Origin of the sequence: Bacillus sp. MMSF_3328 (genome assembly GCF_030733525.1) — a bacterium.
In the GTDB taxonomy this organism is placed as follows: Bacteria; Bacillota; Bacilli; order Bacillales; family Cytobacillaceae; genus Bacillus_AB; species Bacillus_AB infantis.
The window spans coordinates 66109-89402 of sequence record NZ_JASHIV010000004.1 but is presented as its reverse complement, the minus strand read 5'-3'; the positions used below and the strand labels follow the sequence as shown (position 1 = coordinate 89402).

Annotated in this window: 25 protein-coding genes; 6 read left to right on the top strand and 19 right to left on the bottom strand. The window is 46.1% G+C overall.

All coding sequences use genetic code 11. The features are described 5' to 3' along the window. Positions 1 to 39: 39 nt before the first annotated feature. The 7 genes from RBB45_RS08970 to RBB45_RS08940 all read right to left on the bottom strand — a co-directional run bounded on the left by RBB45_RS08970 (position 40) and on the right by RBB45_RS08940 (position 6277). Positions 40 to 351, bottom strand: a complete 312-nt coding sequence (locus RBB45_RS08970) for a YrhK family protein (RefSeq protein ID WP_306009472.1) — start codon at positions 349 to 351, stop codon at positions 40 to 42. Positions 352 to 605: 254 nt separating this feature from the next. Beyond that, positions 606 to 842, bottom strand: coding sequence for a hypothetical protein (locus RBB45_RS08965; protein WP_371931562.1), 237 nt, complete (start codon positions 840 to 842; stop codon positions 606 to 608). Positions 843 to 933: 91 nt separating this feature from the next. Further along, positions 934 to 1422, bottom strand: coding sequence for a methylated-DNA--[protein]-cysteine S-methyltransferase (locus RBB45_RS08960; protein ID WP_306009471.1), 489 nt, complete (start codon positions 1420 to 1422; stop codon positions 934 to 936). Continuing rightward, entirely contained in the window at positions 1415 to 1642 is a 228-nt protein-coding gene (locus tag RBB45_RS08955; protein WP_306009470.1) for a DNA glycosylase family protein, read from the bottom strand. Before RBB45_RS08955 ends, RBB45_RS08960 begins: the two co-directional genes overlap by 8 nt. Before the next feature lie 44 nt (positions 1643 to 1686). Continuing rightward, a complete protein-coding gene (locus RBB45_RS08950; RefSeq protein WP_306009469.1) occupies positions 1687 to 2313 on the bottom strand; it encodes a DNA-3-methyladenine glycosylase family protein in 627 nt (208 codons plus the stop codon). Then, positions 2310 to 2849 (bottom strand): bifunctional transcriptional activator/DNA repair enzyme AdaA, encoded by a 540-nt coding sequence (locus RBB45_RS08945; protein ID WP_371931565.1) that lies wholly within the window; start codon positions 2847 to 2849, stop codon positions 2310 to 2312. The genes RBB45_RS08950 and RBB45_RS08945 overlap by 4 nt, the downstream gene beginning before the upstream one ends. Positions 2850 to 3079: 230 nt before the next feature. Further along, the gene (locus tag RBB45_RS08940; RefSeq protein ID WP_306009467.1) at positions 3080 to 6277 is read right to left on the bottom strand and encodes a DEAD/DEAH box helicase; all 3198 of its coding nucleotides are present in this window, start codon (positions 6275 to 6277) and stop codon (positions 3080 to 3082) included. 232 nt (positions 6278 to 6509) lie between these two features. On the opposite strand from RBB45_RS08940, the gene RBB45_RS08935 reads away from it, so the two are divergent. Both RBB45_RS08935 and RBB45_RS08930 read left to right on the top strand, forming a co-directional pair. Beyond that, positions 6510 to 6908 (top strand): MarR family winged helix-turn-helix transcriptional regulator, encoded by a 399-nt coding sequence (locus RBB45_RS08935; RefSeq protein ID WP_170939467.1) that lies wholly within the window; start codon positions 6510 to 6512, stop codon positions 6906 to 6908. After that, complete coding sequence (locus RBB45_RS08930; protein WP_094767998.1) at positions 6905 to 8104, top strand: MFS transporter; 1200 nt, start codon at positions 6905 to 6907, stop codon at positions 8102 to 8104. The genes RBB45_RS08935 and RBB45_RS08930 overlap by 4 nt, the downstream gene beginning before the upstream one ends. 42 nt (positions 8105 to 8146) lie before the next feature. Here the strand turns inward: RBB45_RS08930 and RBB45_RS08925 are convergent, their stop codons facing one another. Together RBB45_RS08925 and RBB45_RS08920 are read right to left on the bottom strand one after the other, a co-directional pair. Continuing rightward, complete coding sequence (locus RBB45_RS08925; protein ID WP_306009466.1) at positions 8147 to 9457, bottom strand: DUF4179 domain-containing protein; 1311 nt, start codon at positions 9455 to 9457, stop codon at positions 8147 to 8149. Continuing rightward, positions 9447 to 9968 (bottom strand): sigma-70 family RNA polymerase sigma factor, encoded by a 522-nt coding sequence (locus RBB45_RS08920; protein ID WP_009792486.1) that lies wholly within the window; start codon positions 9966 to 9968, stop codon positions 9447 to 9449. Before RBB45_RS08920 ends, RBB45_RS08925 begins: the two co-directional genes overlap by 11 nt. 182 nt (positions 9969 to 10150) lie before the next feature. Here RBB45_RS08920 and RBB45_RS08915 point away from each other — a divergent pair, with 182 nt between their 5' ends. After that, positions 10151 to 11359 (top strand): MFS transporter, encoded by a 1209-nt coding sequence (locus tag RBB45_RS08915; RefSeq protein ID WP_253616145.1) that lies wholly within the window; start codon positions 10151 to 10153, stop codon positions 11357 to 11359. 50 nt (positions 11360 to 11409) lie between these two features. Here RBB45_RS08915 and RBB45_RS08910 read toward each other — a convergent pair whose 3' ends face one another. From RBB45_RS08910 to guaC, 4 genes are all read right to left on the bottom strand, one after another. Beyond that, the gene (locus RBB45_RS08910; protein ID WP_306009465.1) at positions 11410 to 12234 is read right to left on the bottom strand and encodes a hypothetical protein; all 825 of its coding nucleotides are present in this window, start codon (positions 12232 to 12234) and stop codon (positions 11410 to 11412) included. A gap of 117 nt (positions 12235 to 12351) precedes the next feature. Further along, positions 12352 to 13515, bottom strand: a complete 1164-nt coding sequence (locus RBB45_RS08905; RefSeq protein ID WP_306009464.1) for a hypothetical protein — start codon at positions 13513 to 13515, stop codon at positions 12352 to 12354. Then, positions 13496 to 14086 (bottom strand): sigma-70 family RNA polymerase sigma factor, encoded by a 591-nt coding sequence (locus RBB45_RS08900; RefSeq protein ID WP_306009463.1) that lies wholly within the window; start codon positions 14084 to 14086, stop codon positions 13496 to 13498. The genes RBB45_RS08905 and RBB45_RS08900 overlap by 20 nt, the downstream gene beginning before the upstream one ends. A gap of 75 nt (positions 14087 to 14161) precedes the next feature. Further along, positions 14162 to 15145 (bottom strand): GMP reductase, encoded by a 984-nt coding sequence (gene guaC, locus RBB45_RS08895; RefSeq protein WP_306009462.1) that lies wholly within the window; start codon positions 15143 to 15145, stop codon positions 14162 to 14164. Positions 15146 to 15478: 333 nt separating this feature from the next. On the opposite strand from guaC, the gene RBB45_RS08890 reads away from it, so the two are divergent. Both RBB45_RS08890 and RBB45_RS08885 read left to right on the top strand, forming a co-directional pair. Further along, positions 15479 to 15973 (top strand): PH domain-containing protein, encoded by a 495-nt coding sequence (locus RBB45_RS08890; protein ID WP_306009461.1) that lies wholly within the window; start codon positions 15479 to 15481, stop codon positions 15971 to 15973. After that, complete coding sequence (locus tag RBB45_RS08885) at positions 15970 to 17499, top strand: PH domain-containing protein (protein ID WP_306009460.1); 1530 nt, start codon at positions 15970 to 15972, stop codon at positions 17497 to 17499. Before RBB45_RS08890 ends, RBB45_RS08885 begins: the two co-directional genes overlap by 4 nt. Positions 17500 to 17542: 43 nt before the next feature. Here the strand turns inward: RBB45_RS08885 and RBB45_RS08880 are convergent, their stop codons facing one another. The 6 genes from RBB45_RS08880 to RBB45_RS08855 all read right to left on the bottom strand — a co-directional run bounded on the left by RBB45_RS08880 (position 17543) and on the right by RBB45_RS08855 (position 22291). Next, positions 17543 to 18592: an NAD(P)/FAD-dependent oxidoreductase gene (locus RBB45_RS08880; RefSeq protein ID WP_306009459.1), complete on the bottom strand. Its 1050-nt coding sequence runs from the start codon at positions 18590 to 18592 to the stop codon at positions 17543 to 17545. Positions 18593 to 19040: 448 nt separating this feature from the next. Beyond that, positions 19041 to 19220, bottom strand: a complete 180-nt coding sequence (locus RBB45_RS08875) for a hypothetical protein (RefSeq protein ID WP_306009458.1) — start codon at positions 19218 to 19220, stop codon at positions 19041 to 19043. Positions 19221 to 19526: 306 nt separating this feature from the next. Next, entirely contained in the window at positions 19527 to 19796 is a 270-nt protein-coding gene (locus RBB45_RS08870) for a hypothetical protein (protein ID WP_306009457.1), read from the bottom strand. Between the two features lie 372 nt (positions 19797 to 20168). After that, positions 20169 to 20399 (bottom strand): excisionase family DNA-binding protein, encoded by a 231-nt coding sequence (locus RBB45_RS08865; RefSeq protein ID WP_009792498.1) that lies wholly within the window; start codon positions 20397 to 20399, stop codon positions 20169 to 20171. Between the two features lie 66 nt (positions 20400 to 20465). Then, positions 20466 to 21089 carry a LysE family translocator gene (locus RBB45_RS08860; RefSeq protein WP_306009456.1) on the bottom strand — a complete coding sequence of 208 codons (624 nt, stop codon included), beginning with the start codon at positions 21087 to 21089 and terminating at the stop codon, positions 20466 to 20468. Between the two features lie 116 nt (positions 21090 to 21205). Next, positions 21206 to 22291, bottom strand: a complete 1086-nt coding sequence (locus RBB45_RS08855; protein ID WP_306009455.1) for a YsnF/AvaK domain-containing protein — start codon at positions 22289 to 22291, stop codon at positions 21206 to 21208. 279 nt (positions 22292 to 22570) lie between these two features. Here RBB45_RS08855 and RBB45_RS08850 point away from each other — a divergent pair, with 279 nt between their 5' ends. Further along, entirely contained in the window at positions 22571 to 23245 is a 675-nt protein-coding gene (locus tag RBB45_RS08850) for an NAD(P)H-dependent oxidoreductase (protein WP_009792501.1), read from the top strand. The last annotated feature ends 49 nt before the right edge of the window (positions 23246 to 23294 follow it).

Sequence of the window (23294 nt, the reverse complement as noted above, 5' to 3'; positions counted from 1 at the left end):
AAAATCGAGTGAAGAATTTCTCCTCCCTCGATTTCTCTCCTATTCATCATCCCGTTCCTTCCATCTCCCTTTACCGCTGCCCGGCTTAATACTCCTGATATGCAAGTCCTTCAATATATTCAAAACCGCCCTGGCAATCATGAGGACACTGCCGGCGAGAAAAAATGATATGGCTATTCTTTGGTCCACATCTGTCAGGTACAGGCTGCTGCCGATAAGATATAAGACGCCAAGAAAAAAATCATTCAGCCAGGAAAGCACCTTATACCTTTTCTCAACAATCATTTTATATTTCCCAATCTGGATATGCACGTCTTCATCAAATTCATGTACCTTTTTTTCAATCTGCAATGCTATCACCCTCCCATTGGGGTTTTCCCTTTTTCACTGCAAGGATTCGTGTTATTTACTGGAAAACAAAGTCGAAGGAGTGATGGCCTGTGCACAAATTTTTCTCTTTTTACAAAATAAAAAGCCGCCCGCAAGCAGCTGTTAAAGTCCCCTATACCTGCCATATCCTCTTTGCCTGTTCCAGGTCATGGAAACGGATAATGTTTTTCTGCATCGGCGGGGGGCATGCCATATTGTATTTCCTGATCTTTTCGTTAATAGCAGCAGCATCCTGCTCTGAGTGGCATGCATGGACCATTTCGGAGATTTCTTTCTGGAGCTTGAGCCATGGGGGCAGAATAGCCGGCATCCTTGGCGATTTTCTGGAAGCGCTGGTAGGTATCCTGCTCCAAATACTCTTTAGGCAACGGCTTTCCTTTACCGTTGAAGTTATCTTTTTCACCTGCATTTTCAAGGATGTCGCCGATTAAATCGTTGTATTTCCTGTCCATAGATGGCCTCCTATCATTGCATTCTCCCATTATATTATCATTATTTTCTAAAAATTTACATAAGTAAAAAGAAGTACAGAGTGAATTTCCCTCAGTCCTTCTTGCTGAAATGCTTCCGCTCATGCTCCAAAAGCCACTCTTTCCTCCAAATCCCCCCGGCATAGCCGGTCATCGTCCCATTTGTGCCAATGATCCGGTGGCAAGGGAGCACAATGCTCAGCTTATTTCTTCCGTTTGCTGTCCCTACTGCCCTTACCGCCTTTTCGTTTTCAATCAGGGAAGCAATATCCTTGTAAGTGCCTGTGCTGGCATAAGGAATGGAAGTCAAAGCATTCCAGACACGCTGCTGAAAATCAGTTCCCTCCATCATGTATGGGAAGGAAAATTCCCGGCGTTCCCCTTTAAAATACTCATCCAGCTGCTGCCAGCATTCTTTAATGGCATCAGGATGCCCTTTTTCCAAAGGGTATTCTGCTTTTTCACGATCAGTAAATAAAATTGAGACAACAGCCTGGTCATTGCCGGCAATTTCAATGGTTCCGATTGGCGATTCATAATCAGCCCGGTATATTTTATTCATATAAAGACCTCCAAAAATAAAAGACTGCATAAGCCTGCCAGCCAGCCCACCGGCTTGCGGCTTTTTCAACTTCTTCAATGGATGGTTTTCTGTCTAAGCCCATCTGCAGCTTTAAGGCGTTCTGAAACCCCGCGTCCCCAATGGGAAAAGCGGCAGGGTCCAGCAGACATTTCATCCTCACATAATCTGCGGTCCATGCTCCGACTCCTTTAAGAGACATCAGCACATCCCTTGCCCCCGGCTGGCCTAACAGATCATCCTTTTTCAGCTTTTTTCTGCCATCAGCTTTGCAATTCCAATAATGTATTCTGCTTTCCGGCCTGTAAACTGCAGCTGCTTCAGCTCTTCCGGTTCAAGGGCAGCAATCATCCCTGGTTCAGGAAATAACCAAAAGCACCTGCCCTCATAAGAAAAGCATGTCCCATACTTTTCGGTGAATGCCTTTTTCAGCTTATAGGCGAAGGTGAGATTGATCTGCTGGCCGATGACCGCCCAGACAAGCGCTTCAAATAAATCCGGGATTCCTATGATCCGCAGCCCAGCATAACGTTCTGCCAGGCCCTTCAGGAGCGGGTCTCCAGCGGCCATCCTTGCAAATCCACTTGCATCGCACCTTAAATCAAGCCACTCTTCAATAAAGGCTGCTGCCTTCTTTCTTCCATTATGGGATGGAGGTCCAAGCAGAAAGCTCGCTTGAAGATGGGTTTCTGTCGAGCTTATCTTCAGAAGGATCACTTCCCCTTCAAAGATAATCCCCTTAAAAACTGCAGAACCTTCAACATAGTGAAGAATTTCATAGCTGGATCTGCCCAGAAAGACGAAGGCTTCTCTAAAGTGAAAATGTGCAGGCAGCTCCAGCTCCATTGAAGATTGATCGTCCTTCCACTTCATTCCTGAGGCACCTGCTTTCGTTTCCGGTATTCACTCGGGGTGCAGCCATTCAACCTCCGGAAGCTTTTATAAAAACTCGAAGGACTGTGAAAGCCTGCTTCCAAGCATATCTCCAAATTCGTCAGCCTGGAGTGAGCCAGCAGATGGGCAGCTTTATCCACCCGAACCTTTTCCAGGTATTCCCGCGGTGTTTCAGAAGTTTCCTCCTTAAATAACCGCTCCAGATAAAATGCGCTCACTCCGGCATCCTCAGCAATATCCTGCAGCGTCACTTTCTCCCCGTAATGATTGATCAGAAAAGCAACGACCTTCCGGACCAGCCCGACTTGAGGGGAATGCTCCACTTCCGGCTGGCATCTTTTGCAGGCCCGATAGCCATTCTGCTCCGCCTCCGCCTTACTAAAATAGAATTCTACATTGATCTTTTTCGGCTTCCTTGACCGGCAGGATGGCCTCCAATAGATTTTGGTTGTTTTCACTGCTGTAAAAAAGAGTCCGTCATACTTCCGGTCACAGGCAAGGATTTTCTCCCACATTTCTTCAAATGACAAAGAAAGTTTCTCCAAACCTCTCCCCTCCTGTCTTCAGCTTTGTACTGCCATTTTACAGGATAAGGCTCCCGGTTTTGTCTTCAATCTTGCTGTTATGGTCCAGGTTCTGCGAATCCCGGAGCCATTTCTCAGGCCAGCCAATTAAACAGCAGCCAGATTTCTATTAGCAGACTGTGTCCTGTCCTCAAGGTCTATTTCTGCTATTTAAAAGAGTATCAAACATTCAAAATCTCCCGGATATCATCCTCTGTGAGCATTCCCTGACTTTTTCCGCCAGGCTCGATGACCTCTTCAATGAGATTCCGTTTCTTATCCTGCAATTCGTTCATCTTTTCCTCAATGGTGCCGCGGGCCAGCAGCTTGATCACCTGCACATTATGCCTTTGGCCCATTCTGTAGGCACGGTCTGCAGCCTGGTTCTCGACTGCCGGATTCCACCAGAGATCATAAAGGATGACCGTATCGGCGCCGGTCAGATTCAGGCCGGTTCCGCCCGCCTTCAGGGAAATCAGGAAAAAGTCATGCTCACCGCTGTTAAAGCGCCCGCACAGCTTGACCCTCTCCTCTGAGGGCGTCTGGCCATCCAGGTAGAAGAAGCCGATGCCCTGCCTGGCCAATTCTCTTCCAATCATATCGAGCATCTTTGTGAATTGGGAAAAAATCAGCACCCGCCTGCCTGACAGACGTGATTCTTTAATGATCTGCAGCAGCTGCTCATATTTCGCCGAGCTTCCTTTGTACCCGTCCACGAAAAGGGCCGGATGGCAGCAGATTTGCCTCAGCCTGGTGAGTCCGGCAAGGATCCTGATCTTGTTTTTTCGGAGTGTATCTTTGTCCAGATGCTTGAGTGTGTCATGGCGGAGCTTGGCCAAATAGGCGGCATAGAGCTTTTTCTGATCTGGCAGCAGCTCGGCCGACTCAAGATATTCCGTTTTTTCCGGGAGCTCAGAAAGCACATCCGATTTTAACCTTCTGAGGAGGAACAGGCTGGTCCTCCTGCTGATTGTTTTCCTTTCAAGAAAGCTGAACTCACGGAGCCCCTGGAAGAGCTCCGGGAAGATCACATGAAAAATCGACCATAGTTCCTCCAGTGAATTTTCAATCGGTGTCCCTGTAAGCGCGAACCGGTTTCCTGCCTGGATCTTTTTAACCGTCCTTGCCGTTTGGGTGACAGGATTTTTAAACGCCTGTGCCTCATCAAAAAAGACTGTGCTGAAAGGCTGTTTCTCATAGCTGCTGATGTCCTTGCGGAGCAGCGGATATGACACAATCAGGACATCCAGCTCTCCTGCTTCTGCGAGCAGCTTCTCCCTCTCAGCTTTGCTGCCGTCCATCACCATGCTCTTGATCTCCGGTGCAAATCTCTCAAATTCACTCTGCCAGTTATAGGTCAGGGAGGATGGGCATACGATGAGGGCAGGCTGCTGCAGCCTCCGGATTGCCGGAAGCTCGGACTGGATATAGGCGATAGCCTGGAGTGTCTTTCCCAGTCCCATATCATCAGCAAGGATGCCGCCGAAACCATAGACCGCCAGTGTTTTCAGCCATTGATAGCCTTGTTTTTGATAGTCGCGCAGTACAGGCTCAAGGCTTTCAGGTACGGCAATTTGGCGGCTGCCAGGGGTCCGGACCTCCTCAATAAAGTTCCGGAAAGAATCTTCAAAGCTGAATACCTCCCCTTCCTCCAGTGATCCCATAAGGCGGAGCCCTGGGACCATGGGGACGTTCAGCCCCTCTTCCAGATCCTCATCCTGGGCAGGAACCTCATTCAAAAACCGTCTGATTTCATCAAACTCTCTGGATTCAAGGGAGAGCAGCGCCCCGTCCCGCAGCCGGTAATATTTCCTTTTTTCCTCAAGCGAAGCCAAAAGGCCGCGAACTTCATGCTCAGGGATCCCGTCCATAGCAAATTTGAATTCCAGCCAATTGGTCCGTTCTTTTTTCACTTTAACGGAAATGCGCGGATGAATGCTTTCCCTGAAGATGCGGTTCCTGATCGCAGTTGTCGCATAGACCTTGACCATCGTCTGAAGCTTTGGAAGCTGCCGGTACAGGAATTCATATTCCAGCTCTTCATTCTGGAGATAGTAGCCGCTGTCGGTTCTGGCAAAGCTGCTTTCCTCCATCACTTCCAGGATGCTTCTTTCCTTCTCTTCATCTCTGATCAGAAGGAAATCTGTATGGAATTCCTTCTCCTCAAGCGGATTAAAGACGACATTATCATACTGAAATTCAAGGCTTGCAAGGAGCCTGTTTTTCAGGCGGTCCAAGTAGAGTTTGGCTGTCAGCGGCGACTGGATGAGCTGGGTATTGATCCCGCCCGGGAGATGCACTTCCCCCAGCTTTTTCAATCCTGGTACGACCTTTTCCAGCAGAAAGCCGACCTGTTCTTTTTGTATGGGAATCCGGTCTGTCCCTGAAGCCGAGAGCATCCCCTTCAGGTCCGCCAGGCGCTTGCAGTCCTCATTTTCCAGCTGATAGATCATCCCCCGGTATAAAACAGACTGATATGCCTGCAGAATTAAGATTTTGTCCATGCCTTTCACCACAAGCCGGCCGCCTTTATCTTCGTTTAATTCAAAACGGAACGACAGTGGAAGCGGCTCCACCGGCAAGCTGATGCCTTCGTATACCTGCCCTTTATTTTTGAGCTGAACCATCGGGGCAGCTGTGAGAAGGGAAAGGAGCCGCCTCCAGGAGGTAGGCGGGATCAGCAGGATAGACGGTTCAGCTTCTAAAGTCTGTCCTTCTTTATGGGCCTGCTCATCCTCAATGATCCGCATCAGCTCCTGGAGCACAGCATCATCCTCTTTCCGAAAATAATGCCCGGCAGGTTCGTATGTAAAGAAGGGGGAAACTGCACTCGAGCTTCTTTCTTTTACATCCATAAGGAATTTTCTGATGTCCCTGACCGGATGCAGGTCTATGCTGGCTTCTATTCCCAGCATGGTGCTTCCATCCGCAAGAGATATCGGCATGCAGGTAAAGGAGACTTCTGCCGGCTGTCTGTCTTCGAAGTGAAGCTGTTCCCCGCTTGAGCGGGAATGCTCTTTTTCAAAAATCGTCAGCAGACTTTCCGCCAGCGACTCATGCCCCGCTCTCTCCACATCCGCCAACGGGGCTGTACCCTTTTTCTGATGGTCAAGAATGGCCAGCAGGACGGCGGCAATATGCTGGCAGTCTGTTTTGACCGAAGCAAGTCTCGGACAGCTGCAGTCCGCATGATAGCCGCCTTTCCCATCCCCCTGGATGATGACATGGAAATCCTCGGCAGCCATCACATCTGCCTCGCAATATTCCGGCTCATACAGGCTGAACACTACCTTTTTGGAACGGTAGAAAGAATCCCCTTTCCTAAAAGAAACCAGCCCGCACGCCTCTTTTATTTTTTTGCTGTCCAATTGAATGTTCAACTATATCCCCTCGTCCGTTTTTGATAATAAAATTTTATCATAGAGAAAGGGAAAACCCCATGTCTCTTTCCTGCCGCCCCGCCTTAAAATTGTAAAAAAAAGCCTGTTCCCTGGACAGAGGCAGACATTTTCTGTTATATTATTATAGTTACTCACGGTAACTATTATTATTGATAACTATATAGAGGTGTTTGCTATCAAAACGTTTCAGAAATTTTTTCATCAGCTATTGATGCTCTACCGCCCGTTTGAAAATAAGCTTAACCAGCTTCTTGCACAGCATCAGCTTCAGAGGGCGCAATGGACGATTTTATATTATATCGCTAATTTCGGTTCAGCCACTCTTGTGGAGCTCTCCCACTATCAGGGTGTCGAAAAACCGACCGTCACACGGACTATCACCAGACTGGAGGAGCTCGGCTTTGTAGAGCAGGTGCCAAGCAAAGACCGACGTGAAAAAAGGATGCAGCTCACAGGGCTCGGCCATAAAGTCTACAGTGAAGTGCGGCTGACCATTGATGAATTTGAGCAGAGAATCCTTAAAGGTTTTACAGAAGAAGAACAGCTCGAAGCCATTCGCATCATGGAAGGCATCCGCAGCAACTTAATGGAACAGGGGGAAGCACATTGAACAGCTCAGAAGCAAAACTTTGGACGAAGGACTTCATCGTTGTATCCTCCATCAACTTTTTTTTAACACTTGTCTTTTACTTGCTGATGGTCACCATCTCTGTCTATGCCGTCAATGAATATGATGCATCGACAAGCCAGGCCGGACTTGTAACAGGGATCTTTATTATCGGGACGCTCATCGGGAGGCTGTTCATCGGGCGCTATATCGATCTGGTCGGCCGCAAAAGAATGCTGTTCATCGGACTGATTTTCTTTACGCTGACTACTCTTTTATATTTTGTCCACGCCGGGGTTGCCTTTCTTCTTGCCAACCGTTTCGTTCACGGAATTACGCTTGGCATGGCCAGTACCGCTACAGGCACAATCGTTGCGCAGATCATTCCGGCAGCCCGGAAAGGCGAAGGGATCGGCTACTATAGCATGAGCGCGACACTGGCGACAGCCGTCGGACCATTTATCGGGATTTATATGAGCCAGCATACAAGCTTTGAAATGATATTCAGCTTTTGTCTGGCATTGGGAATTATCAGTCTTGTGACTGCCTTTCTTGTCACTGTCCCGCCTGTCACAGGCTCTCCGAAGAGCGCAGAAGCAAAAGGCTTCAGGGTTTCGGACTTTGTGGAACCAAAAGCGCTGCCGATTGCGGTCATCACCCTGGCAATCGCATTTTGTTATTCCAGCGTCCTTTCTTTCATCAATTTCTATGCGATGGAGCTTGATCTTGTGGACGCGGCAAGCTTTTTCTTTATTGTCTATGCAGTTGCCGTCCTGCTGTCCCGTCCGTTTACAGGGCGCATGATGGACCTGAAGGGCGCCAACTATATCATGTATCCGGCATTCATCCTGTTCGCAGCCGGTATGATTCTGTTAAGCACAGCAGGGTCAAGCTTTGTCCTGCTCCTATCAGGTGTCCTGATCGGCCTTGGATTCGGGAATATGCAGTCAAGCACACAGGCGATCGCCGTCAAGCTGACGGCTCCGCACAGGCTGGGGCTGGCCACTTCCACTTTCTTTATTTTCCTTGATGCCGGCCTTGGATTCGGCCCTTACCTGCTTGGACTCGTCATTCCCATAACAGGCTACAGCAGCCTGTATATCATGATGGCTGCACTGATCCTGTTGTCTGCTGTGCTGTATTATTTCCTGCATGGCAGGAAGGATTCTGCTTTACGGTCAGCTGCTGATGCAGTGTAATTAGAAAAGGGGTATCCTTCAGATGTGAGGATACCCCTTTTCTTATTTCAATTTTATTTCTGCATTCCCATTGATGGATGCAGGGTAGTCAAGAAGCTCGAGAAGGATATCTTGATCACCGGCTTCTTCCTTTGGATACGGAACATAATAGGTGATCTCCTTATCGACTGGCGAACCGCCTGCCCCAAAAGACAGCCCCTCTCCAATAGTCCGGCCTTCCAGATCGGCTGCATGCATGAAAATCATTGTATCTAGGAAACTGAAAGGTGCTTCCAGGTTAAGACGGAGCTCGTCTTTGAAAACACTTGCTGATTTCAGCTTTCCATCCTTTGGCGCCTTTATGATTTTATTATCTGAGGGGTTCACCCGGACAATGAGTTCATCCTTATCAAGGGCACGGATGCTGTTGAAGCGCAGATACAATTCTTTCGGATCTGCAAAATAGCTACTTTCTAAATAAATGACTGTTTCGTTGTCATTCACTTTTTCATCTTTTACATGATTGGCCTTCCACTTGCCCCCATTTTCATCAGCGATATGGAGATCGTTAAACCCAAAGATTTTTTTCGTATTATCCGGATCAAAAGCAATACTCACCGCTGTTTGTGATGGATAGATGCTGACATCCTTTACAGTCATCTTCTGCCCTTCAACCTTTACTGTTTTATTCAGGCTGTATACCTTTTTCTCAGCCAGCTTCTCTTTATCCAGTGCAAACGGCAGAACGACCGATTCAGACTGGCGGCTATCATTCACTGTGAACCCCATTGAAAGGCTCAATTCATCAGGAAGATCTGCCGCATCATCCAGCTGAAAACGGATTTCATGCAAATCTTCTCTATCCGCAGTCCAAAAAGTCCCATGATTCGCTTGGTATGGCAGCTTATTTCCTTCCCGGTCAAGCAGGGTTATATCTGTCGTGTAAACATCTGCAGTTTTATTTTCTGCCTCATAGCTGTAAAAAAGAATCAATGCCTGTTCATCGTAAATCGCGGAGTCCAGGGTTGCCTTTATGCCATTATGTTCAGCAGACGCTCCGATTTTTTGTATATATTCATTTTCAGCTGCTGCCATCAGACCTCTGTCGCCGCTGACAAGCTCCATAACTTTCTCAAGGCCTGGCATTTTAGAGAAATACTCAGCCATCGTGCTGCCTCCTTTAACAGAAAACAGCAAAATGAGAGCGGCGGCCCCTGCAGTAAAAAGAGAGGCATATCTTTTCCTTTTCCTGCCTGCCGCTTTAGCCTGCCTGATTCCAGCCATGATGGCCTGGTCTGCCAGCTCATTCGAAACCATCAAACGGTCGAGTTCTTTCCTTGAACGGTCCAGCTCTCTCTCTTCATTACTGAACATTGGCTTCACCTCTTTCACCCAGCTGCTCACGAAGAGCCTTGAGCCCTTTATACAGCCATGTTTTAATGGTACTTTCCGGACTTTCCAGCAGGTTCGCGATTTCTTTTATTTTCATATCATGATAATACTTCAGGATAATAACTTCCCGGCACTTTGAATCTATTTTTTCCAATGCTTCCTCAATTTCAAGCGCTTGGCTGTAATTGTATGTTTCTGCCAATGACTCTGTAAGATCCAAAGGTGCTGCTCTTTTCTTCTTTCTGCTTTGATCATGGCAGTAGTTAAGCATGATCCGGATCAGCCATGTGGAGAAATAATCTGCCTTCTTAAGGCTGCGGATTGACCGGTATGCCCTGAATGTGACCTCCTGCAGGGCTTCAAGCGCCTCCTCCTCGTTTCTTAAATAAGAATAGGCAATTTTGAGCAGCTGCACTTTGTGCGCTTGCATCAGCTCATAAAAAGCTTCATCATCCCCTTTCCTGGCTTTCTTAATGAACTTTGCTGTATCCAAGGAGATACCCCCTTTTTTTATTTCTATCTGTTAGACAGGGCACAAGCGCAAAAAGACTTCCATTTCTAATTTTTTCTTTATTTTTGTATAAAGCAAGAAGTTTTTGTAAACCCATTCATTAAATTTCAATTCTGTAGTATCTTTAGAGAAACGAAATAATTCAGAAACGTGAGGCTGCAGATATGTGGAGAAATAAGAATGTGTGGATTTTACTGACAGGGGAGTTCATTGCAGGGCTCGGCCTGTGGCTCGGAATTATCGGAAACCTTGAATTTATGCAGGAAAAAGTGCCGTCAGATTTCTTGAAATCTTTAATACTTGCAGCAGGCCTGCTTGCCGGCCTTGCAGTCGGTCCTGCAGCCGGCAGGATTACAGATCAGGCAAGCAAGAAAACCGTCATGCTTGTTTCCGGCTTCGCCCGCTCTGTGAGCGTTGTATTTATGCTGATCGCCATCCACACCGGCTCAGTCTGGTGGATGGTCGTCTTCCTCGTCTGCCTGCAGATTTCGGCTGCCTTCTATTTCCCTGCCCTCCAGGCAGCAATCCCGATGGTAGTCGGCGAGAAAGATCTCTTGCAGCTGAACGGCGTGTACATGAATGTATCCACTCTTTCACGAGTACTTGGAACGGCCGTTGCCGGGGTATTCCTGGTCATCATGTCTTTATCCATGCTGTATCTCTTGTCCCTCGCTGCCTATCTGGGCTTATTCATTCTCACATGCTTCCTGAGCTTTGATGAGAAAAAGGAGCTGGAGAAGCAGAAGGATGTCAAACAGAAGCCTGCAGGATTTTCAGAGGTCTTCCCTGTCATCAAGGGGCTTCCGATTGTATTCATGACACTCGTGCTGACGCTTGTCCCGCTGTTATTTCTTGGCGGATTCAACCTGATGGTCATCAATATCAGCGAGCTTCAGGACAGCTCGGCCATTAAAGGGTGGATTTATACTGCGGAGGGAGTCGCCTTCATGCTCGGCGCCTTTGCGGTAAAAAAAATCAGCGGCAAAAGCTCGCCATACAGCATCCTGTTTTTCTTTTCCTTTATCATCGGCATATCGCAGCTGATCCTTTATTTTGCTGATATACCTGTTCTGTCTGTCCTGGCATTCCTGATCTTCGGTTTCGCGGTCGGCTGCTTCTTCCCGACTGCAGCCACCATCTTTCAGACAAGAGTGCCAAAAGATTTCCATGGCCGCTTTTTCTCTTTCCGGAACATGCTCGACCGCCTGGTCTTCCAGATTGTCCTCCTGATGACCGGCTTCCTGCTTGACGCGGTCGGCCTGCAGTATATGAGTGTCATCTTCGGGGCCTTGTCCCTGGTCATGACATGCGCCTTTTACCTGAGGTTCAAAAGCCTGAAAAACGGGATGGAGCTGGCTGAGAAAGCCGGATAACCAGAAAACGGCACCTGGATGGGTGCCGTTTTTCTTGTTCCTTCTTATAGTTAAGCTATACTCCCGCCATGCATGGAAAACAGATAGAAATCTTCCTCGTCAGCCAAGGTCCATCCGTCGAAAAAAGAACTTGCATGGAATAAATCCAGGAACAGGTCACCGCACTGTACTATAAGAAACGGACACTGCTCCAGCAGCCTGACATCCTCAATTCTTTTGCCGGCCAAAAGTTCTTTGACAGACTTCCATTCTCTTGAATTTGAGCGTATATCAGTTTCTCCCAGCAGAATTCCATCTGCCTTTCGTATCCTCCAGGGGCACTCGATACTGAGATATCCCTTCTCAAATTCAATTATAAATTGACCTTCTGTCTCGACTTTAGTAATTTTTTGCCCAATGAAATCCCCGAAAGATATTTTGCTGAATTTAGTATGCCAGAGCCTCCTGGCGTTTGTAATGATCAGTTCATGGATCTTATCCATGTTATAGCCAGGGATATTATCACCGAACTCAAAGTCATCAATGGCATCGCTGACCTCCTGCCAATCCATCTGTTCTTCTGATAAGCCATTTCGCGCCGTACAGACATAAATCTCTTTAACCCTTTCAATGGCATTCTCTGCAGGCATCAATAACTTTGCATGCAGCTGCTTTAGATGGTATTCAAGGCACTCTTCTTCAGGAGGAGCTTCATATCCAGCACTTTTCATTGCATCCGCAAACATGCTTTCCACTTCAAATAAATTTAAGGGTGCCCTCATACCGGCGAGCTTCAGGATTTCGCGTGTACCAAGCGCCAGGCAGCCGATGGCCCACTCAATATAATCCTCCGCCTGCACCGTTTCATTGTATTTTTTATAGTACAATTCAAACAAATCGATTGAAACCGCCCCTCTCCTCTTTTATCTCCCATTTACAATTATTATAGCGCCAGCGACGAATGGGTGGAGAGATTTTCTCTGCTCAGCACCAAGCTGAAGTAAATCTCTCCTTCAATTATTAATTTTTCCTGTATCCAGAAGATACATAGAAAAGTCCTCGCCTTCCCCGTTTACCACAAGCATCCCATCATCTGTAAACCTCGGTTTGACCAGCCGTTCTTCTACATGCTCAAAGGCAGGCAGGGGCTCTGCACCGTCATCGACGATCCTGTACAGCTTGACCGTATTCGAATCTTCTTTTTCAGGTATACTCAAAGCCAGGTAATCTTCGTATACGGCATAGGCATTGAAGGGAGGAGTCTTTACTTTGTAAAGCTTCCCGTCTTCCAGGCTGATGTATGCTAAAACCGGAGACCTCCCCTCATTTGAAAGCTCCGCATAGATTTTGTCATCGGTCAGTGTAACATTGACAGCCTGATCATAAGGAACTGTGAATTCCTCTTCCTCTTCCCTGCCTTTTAAGTCATAGAGGGTAAAATGAATATTCTTTTCACCATTTTCCATAATGGTTTCTGGTATGACAATATGTCCTTCATTTAAGGATGCCTGGCTGTTTGTGCCTTCTCCTGTAATCTCATGGAAATTAGATTCAGATAACGTGAGCAAATCCAGCAGTTTATATCCCCATGATTGGCCATCAGCCGAGAGGTAGCTCAGTTTATCCTCTTCAATCTGAAAATCGCCTGCAGCAGCACTACCAGGAATCTCTTCAATTTCTTTAGTATGACGGTCAAAGGCGTACAGCTTGTTCCTGCTGTCCCACACAAGCCAATCTCCATTCACCGCAAATTCATACAAACCCGCCCCCTCTTCCGGCTTGACCAGCATCTCGGTTGTTTTCGTTTCCTTATTAAAGGAATAGAACCCTTTTCCGTCTGTGTAGACCAGCTCTTTGGTGTCCCCAATATATTGAGAGTTGATTAAAGAAGGATAGCTTGCGTCTGGAACCGTCACTTTTTCTAAAGAGGCGTCAAGCTGCTGGCGGAATTCACTCTCTTTCAGCTCCTCCTTGACATAGGGTGCGGCAAGTATACCGGACAATCCCAGGATAGCAGCAGCACTGACAAGGGGCAGAATGAGCCTGCTGGTGCGGCGGGGCTTGCGTTCGAGGCGTTTGGCCGCCTCTGTTAAAATTGTCTGCTTCTGCCTGCCTGACATGGTGATATGATCCGGGATGCTGTCCTCAAGTTCCTGTTTAATATTCTTTGGCATCATCAATCTCCTCCTCTCCCATTGTCAGACGAGCCATCTCCCTTCCCCTGGCCAGCCTGGTTTTCACCGTATTGGCCGGGCACTTCAAAATATCTCCGATCTCCTTTACAGAAAGCTCTGCATAATAATGAAGCCAAAGAACTTCCTTATATTTGACCGGCAGCCTGTCAATCAGCCGGAAAGTCCTGCTTTCCTCATCCCGCCTCAGCACTTCCTCTTCAGGCGTAAAATCGGATGAAGGCATCACACTTTTTCTATTAAAAAAATCTATTTTTCGGAAACCCCAGCTTTTCAGGTAGTTTTTGCATTCATTCACGGTCATTCTGTATAAATAGGTTTTAACACTGGACCGGCCTTCGAATTGTTCCAGTTTCAGATAATAGCGGATATAGACCTCCTGGATGATATCCTCGGCTTTCGCTTCGTCTTTTACAAAAGCATAAGCGAGCCGGGTCAGGTAATGCCCATATTCATCCATGGCTTCTGTCAGCAATTGGTCTCTTTTCTTTTTTCTCCAATTCCTTCCCCCCTTCTTCCTGGCAGTTAGACAATTCCAAACCGTTTTTGGTTTCAAAAAAGTCCCTCTTATTTTATTTTTATCCTCTGAATGCAGCAAAAAACCGCCTATCCAGGACAGGCGGCTTGCTGATTAGTATACTTTATCTCCATTAAAGATGGAGTTCTTGACAATCACATAGTCCACGTTCTTGATGGCGGACAGCTTGTTTCCTCCCGCATAGGAGATGGAGGACTGAAGATCCTGCTCCATTTCGATCAGCGTATCTTCTAAAGCACCTTTGTATTCTACGTGCATTTTCTTGCCTTCAACATTCTTCTTTTCGCCTTTTTGGAACTCGGAAGCAGATCCGAAGTATTCTTTGTACAGCTTCCCGTTGACTTCGACTGTTTCTCCAGGGGATTCTTCATGTCCCGCAAAAAGGGAACCGATCATGACCATGGAAGCGCCGAAACGGACTGATTTGGCGATATCGCCATGTGTGCGGATGCCCCCATCCGCAATGATCGGCTTGCTTGCTGCCTTGGCGCACCATCTTAATGCCGCCAGCTGCCAGCCGCCGGTTCCAAAGCCGGTTTTGATTTTCGTAATGCAGACCTTCCCTGGCCCGATTCCAACTTTCGTTGCATCAGCACCCGCATTCTCCAGCTCACGGACTGCTTCAGGCGTGCCGACATTTCCTGCGATGACAAAGCTTCCCGGAAGGAGCTTCTTGATATGCTGAATCATTTTAATCACTGCATTGGAATGGCCATGGGCGATGTCGATTGTAATATATTCAGGAACCAGATTTTCCTCAGCCAGCTGCTGAACGAAAGTGTATTCTTCCTCTTTAACACCGACGCTGATTGACGCATATAATCCGCGTGATTTCATATCCCTTACAAATGCAAGGCGCTTCTCAGGCTGGAAGCGGTGCATGATATAAAAATAATTCTTTTCTGCTAATTGAATGGAAATGCGCTCATCAATAATGGTCTGCATATTGGCAGGCACAACCGGCAGCTTAAAGGTGCGTCCTCCAAACTCAACCGTTGTATCACACTCAGTCCTGCTGTTCACAATTGATTTTGCCGGAATTAATTGAATATCCTCGTAATCAAATACATTATCCATGAGTAAACACTCCTTATATGTGTATAAAATCAAGGTCCTGCTTCCTCGGAAGCATCCAGAGTCACTATTATTATTATTCGGCGGGCATTTATTGCCCCAACCCATTAAAGAGTTTAATATACGAACGATAAAAAGTCAACTTATAATAATGTTCGTATTTTACAAGTGAAACATCTTTTGAAAACAGATACATTCCATTTTTCGTGTGAAACAGGCTGTAAACTAGAAATCCCCCTCTTATCCGCAAAATTAAATGAATCTTTATGAGAACCTTCGACGTAAGTAACATAAGGACTTAATCTTTCTATTAAATTGTTTTCAGGAGTGGTATTTTTGGAATCGCGGATCGCACCGCCTCAAAACAGATTATCAAAAAACGCGGTAAAAGTTTGGATTACGGCCGATATGATCGGCGACATTATTGCCTTCGCCGTTCTCGGCATACTATTGTATCTGGATCATTATTTTGCATGGAAAGAGTGGATCGGCTGGATTCTGATCGGGTTAGTGGTGATTACAGTTCTCTCTATTCCCTGGTCGATCATCAGGCCGATGCTGCTTTATAAAAATTGGCGGTATGGAGTGGACGAGGAATTCCTGAAGCTGAAGTTCGGGGCGATTATCGAGAAGCACCAGCTGGTCCCTATGACAAAAATCCAATCTGTATCTGCCAGCCAGGGACCATTGATGAGGAGATATGGCCTCTATTCCATCTCGATTGAAACGATGGGCTCTTCCCACACTATTCCTGCATTGCCTGACGAAGTGGCTATGCAGCTGCGGGATACGATTGCCCGTTTCGCCAAAATAAAGGAAGTGGAACAATGATCGAGGAAAAACGCCATCACCCGCTTATCATGCTGATGAATCTTTACCAGCTGGTGAAGGGTTCCATATTCATCGTTTTCTTTCTGTTTGTCATCAAATTTGGCTCTGATGCTGCGTATGTTAAATACGGAAGGCTGGTATTCTTCCTTTTCATGGCTGTTTCCGCTGTTTCAATTGTCCTGAAATGGCTGACAAGCACCTATAAGCTTGACGGCAGTTCCTTTCATTTAAAAGAAGGGATTTTTACCAAATCGAATCAGACCATCCCTTTTTCAAAGGTACAGAATGTGAATTACCGCACCTCCCTTTTTCACCGGATATTCGGGTTGACTTCAATCCGGTTTGAAACAGGAATGACAGGCGCAGATTCAGCGATTGAATTCAAGGTCATCCGAAAGGAAGAAGCTGAAAAGCTGGAAGAACATGTTTCCCGTCCGCAGGAGGAAGGCATTTCACTTGTGGATCCGGCGGACGCTCCTCCGGCTGGCCAGGAAGCCGGAAACGAGAAAACTGCACAGCCTGTGCTTCCTGCCGGGAGGATCGTCCATTTTACCCCTGGAAAAAAGGACATCCTTAAAGCATCATTCACTTCCTTCAGCTTTCTTGTCCTTTTTTCCGCCATTGTGTCCATTTATTTTAAAATCGATGAAGTATTTGACCTGGATGAGAAGGCCCAGGGTCTTTTTGCCGCATTGATGGGTTCAAGTCTTCTTCTTGCTGGCATCCTAATCCTTCTGCTGCTCGTTTCGACCGGGATCGGAGTGACAAGGACTTATCTTAAATACGGGAAATATGAAATTTCCTCAGATCAGGAACGGATCTATATCGTCCAGGGAGTGCTCGATGAATCCAGATTCTCCATTTTAAAAGAGAGGGTGCAGGCTATTGAGGTGAAACAGCCGCCCATCAAAAGGCTGCTGGGACTTGCAGAAGTAAAGCTGACAAGCGCCGGCGGTGTAAGCCTCGGTGAGGATTCGCCTGAAATCAGCACATTGTATCCGTTCCTCCCTGTTAAAAGAGCCTATGAAATGATTTCTGAAATCCTGCCGCAATACGAGGTCACCAGGGAAATGAAGCGGCTGCCAGGGAAGTCTTTCTGGATCCGCCTGTTAAAGCCAAGCTGGGTGTGGATTCTGGCCACTGCAGGGCTGGCATGGTTCAAGCCTGAAATCCTTGATACAGAGAGAGCCTGGCTGTTCGTTTCTGCTGGCCTCCTAATCATCATAGCCCTGTTAAGAATCCTGGATTACTGGAATACAAGATACACTCTGAACAGCCAGTTCATCCAGATGAAATCCGGAAGCCTATCCACTTCACTGTTCATTTCTAAACGGGAAAAGGTGATCGAGGTCAGTGTAACAAGCAATCTTTTTCAAAAGTGGCTCGGACTTGCTTCAATTGAAACCGTCAACAGAGCCAAGCCGGTCCTCCATTCCAGCCTTGATGATGTGCCGAAAGAAATGGCGGCAGACTTCTATGAATGGTATGTGGGAAGAGGAACGGAAATCAAGTATCAAGAATACTAAAAAAAGGCAGGCGCCCAAATCAGGGTACCTGCCTTTACGTCTATTATTTAATCATCTGCTGGACAATCTTACGGTTGCGCTGCTTAAATACATCATTATGGGACGAGACCATCGCGGCCCTGCCGGCGTCCGGCTGGATGTATTGCTTTGCTTTGTTCACCGCATTGGCAGCATCCTGGAACGCGCCTGCAATCAGATTGAGCTTGCCTTCATGCTGAAGGATATCCCCTGCTGCATAGAGACCCTCAATGGATGACTCACTGCAGCTGTTCCCGGAAATATAGAAATCCTGGGCAATATCAATCTTCAATCCGCTATTCTTCAATAATGAAGCATCCTGCTCATAGCCATGGTTGATGATGACTTCGTCCACATCCAGATAAGAAACTTCTCCTGTTTCACAATTGGTCAGCTCGACCTTTTCAATCTCCTCATGGCTTTCACCGGCAATCAGCTTTGTGATAGACGTGCAGCCAAGGCAGATGGCCGAGCTCCCAAGAAGCTGGGACACCTGCGCCTCATGTCCGGAAAGGTTCTCCTTCCGGAAAGCGATATACACCTGGCGTGCGACCGGCTCCAGCTCATTCGCCCAATCAATCGCAGAATTGCCGCCGCCTGAAATGATGACCGTTTTATCCTTGAAATGCTGCAGTGATTTTACCGTATAATTCAGATTGGAAACCTCAAACCGTTCAGCGCCCTCTATGTTCAGCTTCTGAGGATTCAGAATTCCGCTGCCTACAGCGACAATGATTGTCCTTGAGTAATGCAGCCTTCCCGAAGATCCGGAAAGGACAAAAATTCCATCCTCCCTGCGGGAGATCGCTTCCACCTTTTCATTAAGCACAACCTCCGGATCAAAGGTCAGCCCCTGCTCTACCAGCTGTGTAATCAGCTTTGCACCTGGAGTTGGCGTCAGGCCGCCGACGTCCCAAATCATCTTTTCAGGATAAACATGTATTTTTCCGCCAAGCTGCGGCTGAAATTCAATCAGTTTTGTTTTCATTTCCCTGAGGCCGCTGTAAAAGGCTGAATATAGGCCTGCTGGCCCCCCGCCGATAATGGTGACATCAAAAATCTCCTGCTGATTCATTCCGCTCACTCCTCATAACCAATAGAATTGATTATCATTCTCATTTAAATATACTCCTTTTTATCCATCAGCACAACAATAAACTTATCCAAAATGTCATTGTTTCTCTTTTTCTGTCTCACCAGGCTGGTGCATAATTAATAGAGCTAAGTTCCATGTTGAGATTAAAAATAAAAATGGAACTTCCTGATTTGTGGAAGTTCCATTTTGTAATAATTGCTTGGTAGACTAAAGCACCCGTTTGTTTAAGTGCATTTTCACAATTGTTTATCTTAACATAAATAACTATTGCATTTTAATAATACAATATCTACAATTTTTGTTCCAAATTCTCATTAAATAAGACTCAATCCTAAATTTGTAACGAGTCTTTATTGAACTTTTTTTTACACGGTAGTTGATTGACAAATTCAAGTCTTTCCCGACTTTGTTGTCATTCAACAATTTCTTAATAACTTTCTCCACTTTTCTCTTTTTCCTTATTCTTTAGAATCTTTATAGCTGTTCTAATGTTTCGCAACATCCCCATATTTTCCCCTGTATATACCCATATTAAAGTGTAAATCATTTGTTGTACCCCTATAACTAAAAAGGCACCTAGTATTAATCCTAACGAAAATGGTGACATATAATATCCCCTTATTTCTCAATTTCCTTCAATAATGCCATTGACAAAACCTAATGTGTTCCTCTTACACACTAATACGCTTATATAAAACAAAAGTTTCATTGTTTCTATATCGGCTTATCCTCCAATACTAACCTGCCCCTTTTCTAGAATAAAAAAAAGCCGCCTAATGCTATTGGCAGCTTCTATTAGACACAGGCACTCTTTATTTACACAAACTAAATATCACTTTGACAAGGCAAATTACCAAGAAAAAAAGCGTCCCTTTTCGGTGATCGCTATTAATAACAAAGAGGTCTTATTAGTCTAGAAAAGTTGAGTTAGCAATCGAAACCAACATTTCATTTCTGGTGGTACTCTATCGGCAATCCTCTTTGAAACACCGAGCATGTATTGCCAATGGTCCTTTTCAAAGACAAGCTTTGTATGGTTCCTGTCAACAATGTAAATAGCTTCTTCTCCATTTTGAAGTCTGTATATTTTTTGACCACCTTTATTCCTGAATTCAATCTTATTCTTTAGTGGTCTTATATCAATATTAAAGTGATTTTCACCCAGGTCTTCATTTCCAGCCATAAAAGAGTGAACCTTCCTTGACCTGATATGAGGGAATCAGTGACCGGCTGAAAAATAAGCGGAGAAATTCCCCCTAATTTCTTAAAACCTCTAAAAACAGCTCAAATAGACGGAGAAATTCCGCCTATCAACTCAAAAAACAGGAAAATGGGCAACTTTGCTCCGCTTAAACGGAAATTCTCCGCTTATTTATACCCACTCGTGCCATATTTAGCAGCTTAACCGGAAAATTTCCGCTTATTTTAAAGCTTGCTGGCCACTCCATAAGGCGACTTCCTGTTTTTATATCTCCATGTAATCAAATTATCAACAACAGATTTTAACAGAGCTTTTAAAAAATAGAAAAGCACCCGGCAGCCCAGGCGCTTTGTGTTAGTCTTCATCCTTTATATCCCGATCTTCCGGAATCGGTTCATTCAGTACTTCCTCGACCAGCCTTTTATACTTCTCCATCTGTTCCAAATGAGTCTTGAATTGCTCTTTATAAATGAGATACTGCTCGCCGTCAAAAATGGCGCGGATTTTCTTCTGCTGTACAAGCTTTTCGACAGCAGCAGCTGGCATTGACAGATATTCTGCCGTTTCTTCAATAGTTAAATACATGGACTCAGCCCTTCTGTTCTTATGATCTTATTTACAGAATAGCATGTTTTAATGGAAATGAGGAGACTACCGCGCCTTCTCCAGAGCAAGCTTGACCCCGAAACCGATGAGAATGGTCCCGGTCAGCCCTTCGATTGCCTTCTGAGTTTTCGGTTTTTTCATAAAAGAACTAATCTGCTGGATTAAGAGTACATATAAGAAAAACCAGACAGCAGTCAAAATGGTATAGACCGCTCCCATAAGGAAGAATGGGAAAAATGGCGCGGTCCCCTCTTCAACAAACTGCGGCAGAAAGGTCAGGAAAAATACAGCGACCTTCGGATTCAGCAGATTCGTCAAAAAGCCCTGCCTGAAGAACGTTTTCCCTTTAATCACCTGCTCGCTGTTCTTATCAAGTTCCTGTCCGCCATTCCTGATTGATAGCAGGCTTTTGATTCCAAGATAGACCAAATAAGCAGCACCGGCATATTTCAATACAGAAAAAAGCATAGCCGACTTGACAATCAGGGCGGAAAGCCCGGCAACCGCAGCAAGTGTATGGATTGCCAGCGCAGAGCATGTGCCTGCCGCCGTTTTGAGTCCGCCCATCCTGCCTGCAGAGAGTGTATTTCTTGTAGCAACCGCTGTATCAGGCCCTGGCAGGATGATCAGAAAAATGCACATCAAAGCAAATAAATAGAAGTTCACCATACGCTTACCCGCTTTCTTTTTATATACCAATTTATACCACCGATATGTGAATGTAAATAAAATTCTGCACAGAAAAAACAGCCAGCATGATGCTGGCTGTTTCGTCTTTATTCAGATTAGAAGCGGCCGCGATCGTCCATACGGTCTGCCAGGCTGTCGTCCTGATCGCTGCCCAGATAGGCTGTGCCGGAATCACGGTCATCTTCATCGTAATCATCCGCACCATCCACATGGGCTTTTTCACGCTTGACTGTATCCCTGACAGTCTCTGTATCCTCAACCTTCCGCTTGCCGACAACAAGCTCCTCAGTCACGACAGGTTTCTTCGTAACTTCCAGACGTTCTTCAGTAATGGGAATTCTTATATCGTCATTGTCATCGACAATCGGTCCGGCATCTCCATCAACGGCCTGCCCGTCAACTTTGCGCCGTTCTACATATACTTCATCATGGCTGACATTCACATCAACTGAACGCTCTTCTTCTACAACGTCTTTTTCAACGTGAACCTCACCGGTCTGGACGCGCTCTTTGTCAACCTGCAGGCGCTCCTCACGCAGGCGCAGGCGCTGTTCGTCAGTCAAGTCATCTTCATCAGCATAGCCATTCAATTTATCTGCCTTGACACCCTCTACATCAGCAGAGCCGGTCAATTCATCTGCCTTGACACCCTCTACATAGCCGTCCGGCTCGTCGGTCAGTCTGCCTGTACGCATTCCTGCAGTGTTTGCCATGCCGGCTGTACCTGCTGTATTATTCGGACCGGTTACTGCCCCATAGCCTGTGGCATCAAGGGTCGGAGCAGCAGGGCTCGTAGGGTTTGCTTCATTAGCAAGTGTCCGTTCTCCATAGTATTGATCATAATCCTTATCAACGTACAGCAGAATTTTTCCCGCCTGAATATCACTGTAATAGCGGTCAGCCTCTGCATCTGTCAGTCCCATATTCTGCATTCCTCCGCGGACCTCATCCTCACCAGTCAGGAATGACATAAACTTGTCCAGCCATGAACCGCCGTCTGCATCCGTTCCTTCCACTTCTGCACCGGTTCGCCCTCTTACCATAGAGATATCATCGGCATCCTTCGCAACCGCATAAATATCCGATTCTCCGTAGCCCTGGAGTTTTAAGTCGTCAATCTTCTTGATTGCTTCTTCCTGTGTATCGAATACTCCAATGAACTTTTTGTTGTCATTCATCATGATTACCTCCTGTAAATTTTAGATTTTAATATGCTTTTTAATTACCCGATGGACTCTGCTGGAAACATACAAAAAATGTTCTGCCTCATCCAGCCTTTCCAAGATGTTCTATTATTCAGGTGTAGTTGTTATGTACCCGCACCGCCTGCCCAATAATTTATGGAAATAGAGGAATAATAAACAGATTTTTCCATTACCATTTCCCGCCGAGCCGATTTCATGAATTAAAAAATGGATTATGGTAATTTTAATGAGAGTAAAATAGAAGGAGTTGACGAGATGCGCAATAAAGAAGAATTAAAGCAGGAGATTCTGGACGCTTACCATTTCCGCCACGCAACAAAGGAATTTGATCCAGATAAAAAAATCCCGGAGGATGACTTCCGCTTCATCATGGAAACCGGCCGTCTCTCTCCAAGCTCATTCGGATTTGAGCCTTGGCGCTTTGCTGTCATTGAAAGCCCGGAACTTCGGGAAAAAATTAAAAACGCTTCCTGGGGTGCTTACAGCAAGCTGCCTGATGCGAGCCATTTCGTCGTCATTCTGGCGCGGACCAAAATGGATACTAAGTATGATTCGGATTATTTAAAAGACCAATTCACCAATGTTCTGAATATGCCTTCTGATATACTCGAAAAATACCTTGGCCGGGTTGAGGAATTCCAGAAAGATGATTTCAAGCTTCTTGAAGGAGACCGTCCGCTGTATGACTGGGCTTCCAAGCAGACCTACATCGCCCTTGCTAATATGATGACAGCTGCTGCCCAGATTGGCATCGATTCCTGTCCGATCGAAGGCTTTAATATTGAAAAAATGAATGAACTGCTCCAGGAGGAAGGCATCCTCGAGGACGGCCACTTCGGCATATCCGTCATGGTTGCATTCGGCTACCGTACAAAAGATCCGCGTCCGAAATCAAGAAGGGCTTTCGATGATGTGGTAAAAACATATTAAAAGGGAAAAGGAAGATTCTGCTCTTCCTTTTTTTAATGTAAAAAGGAGA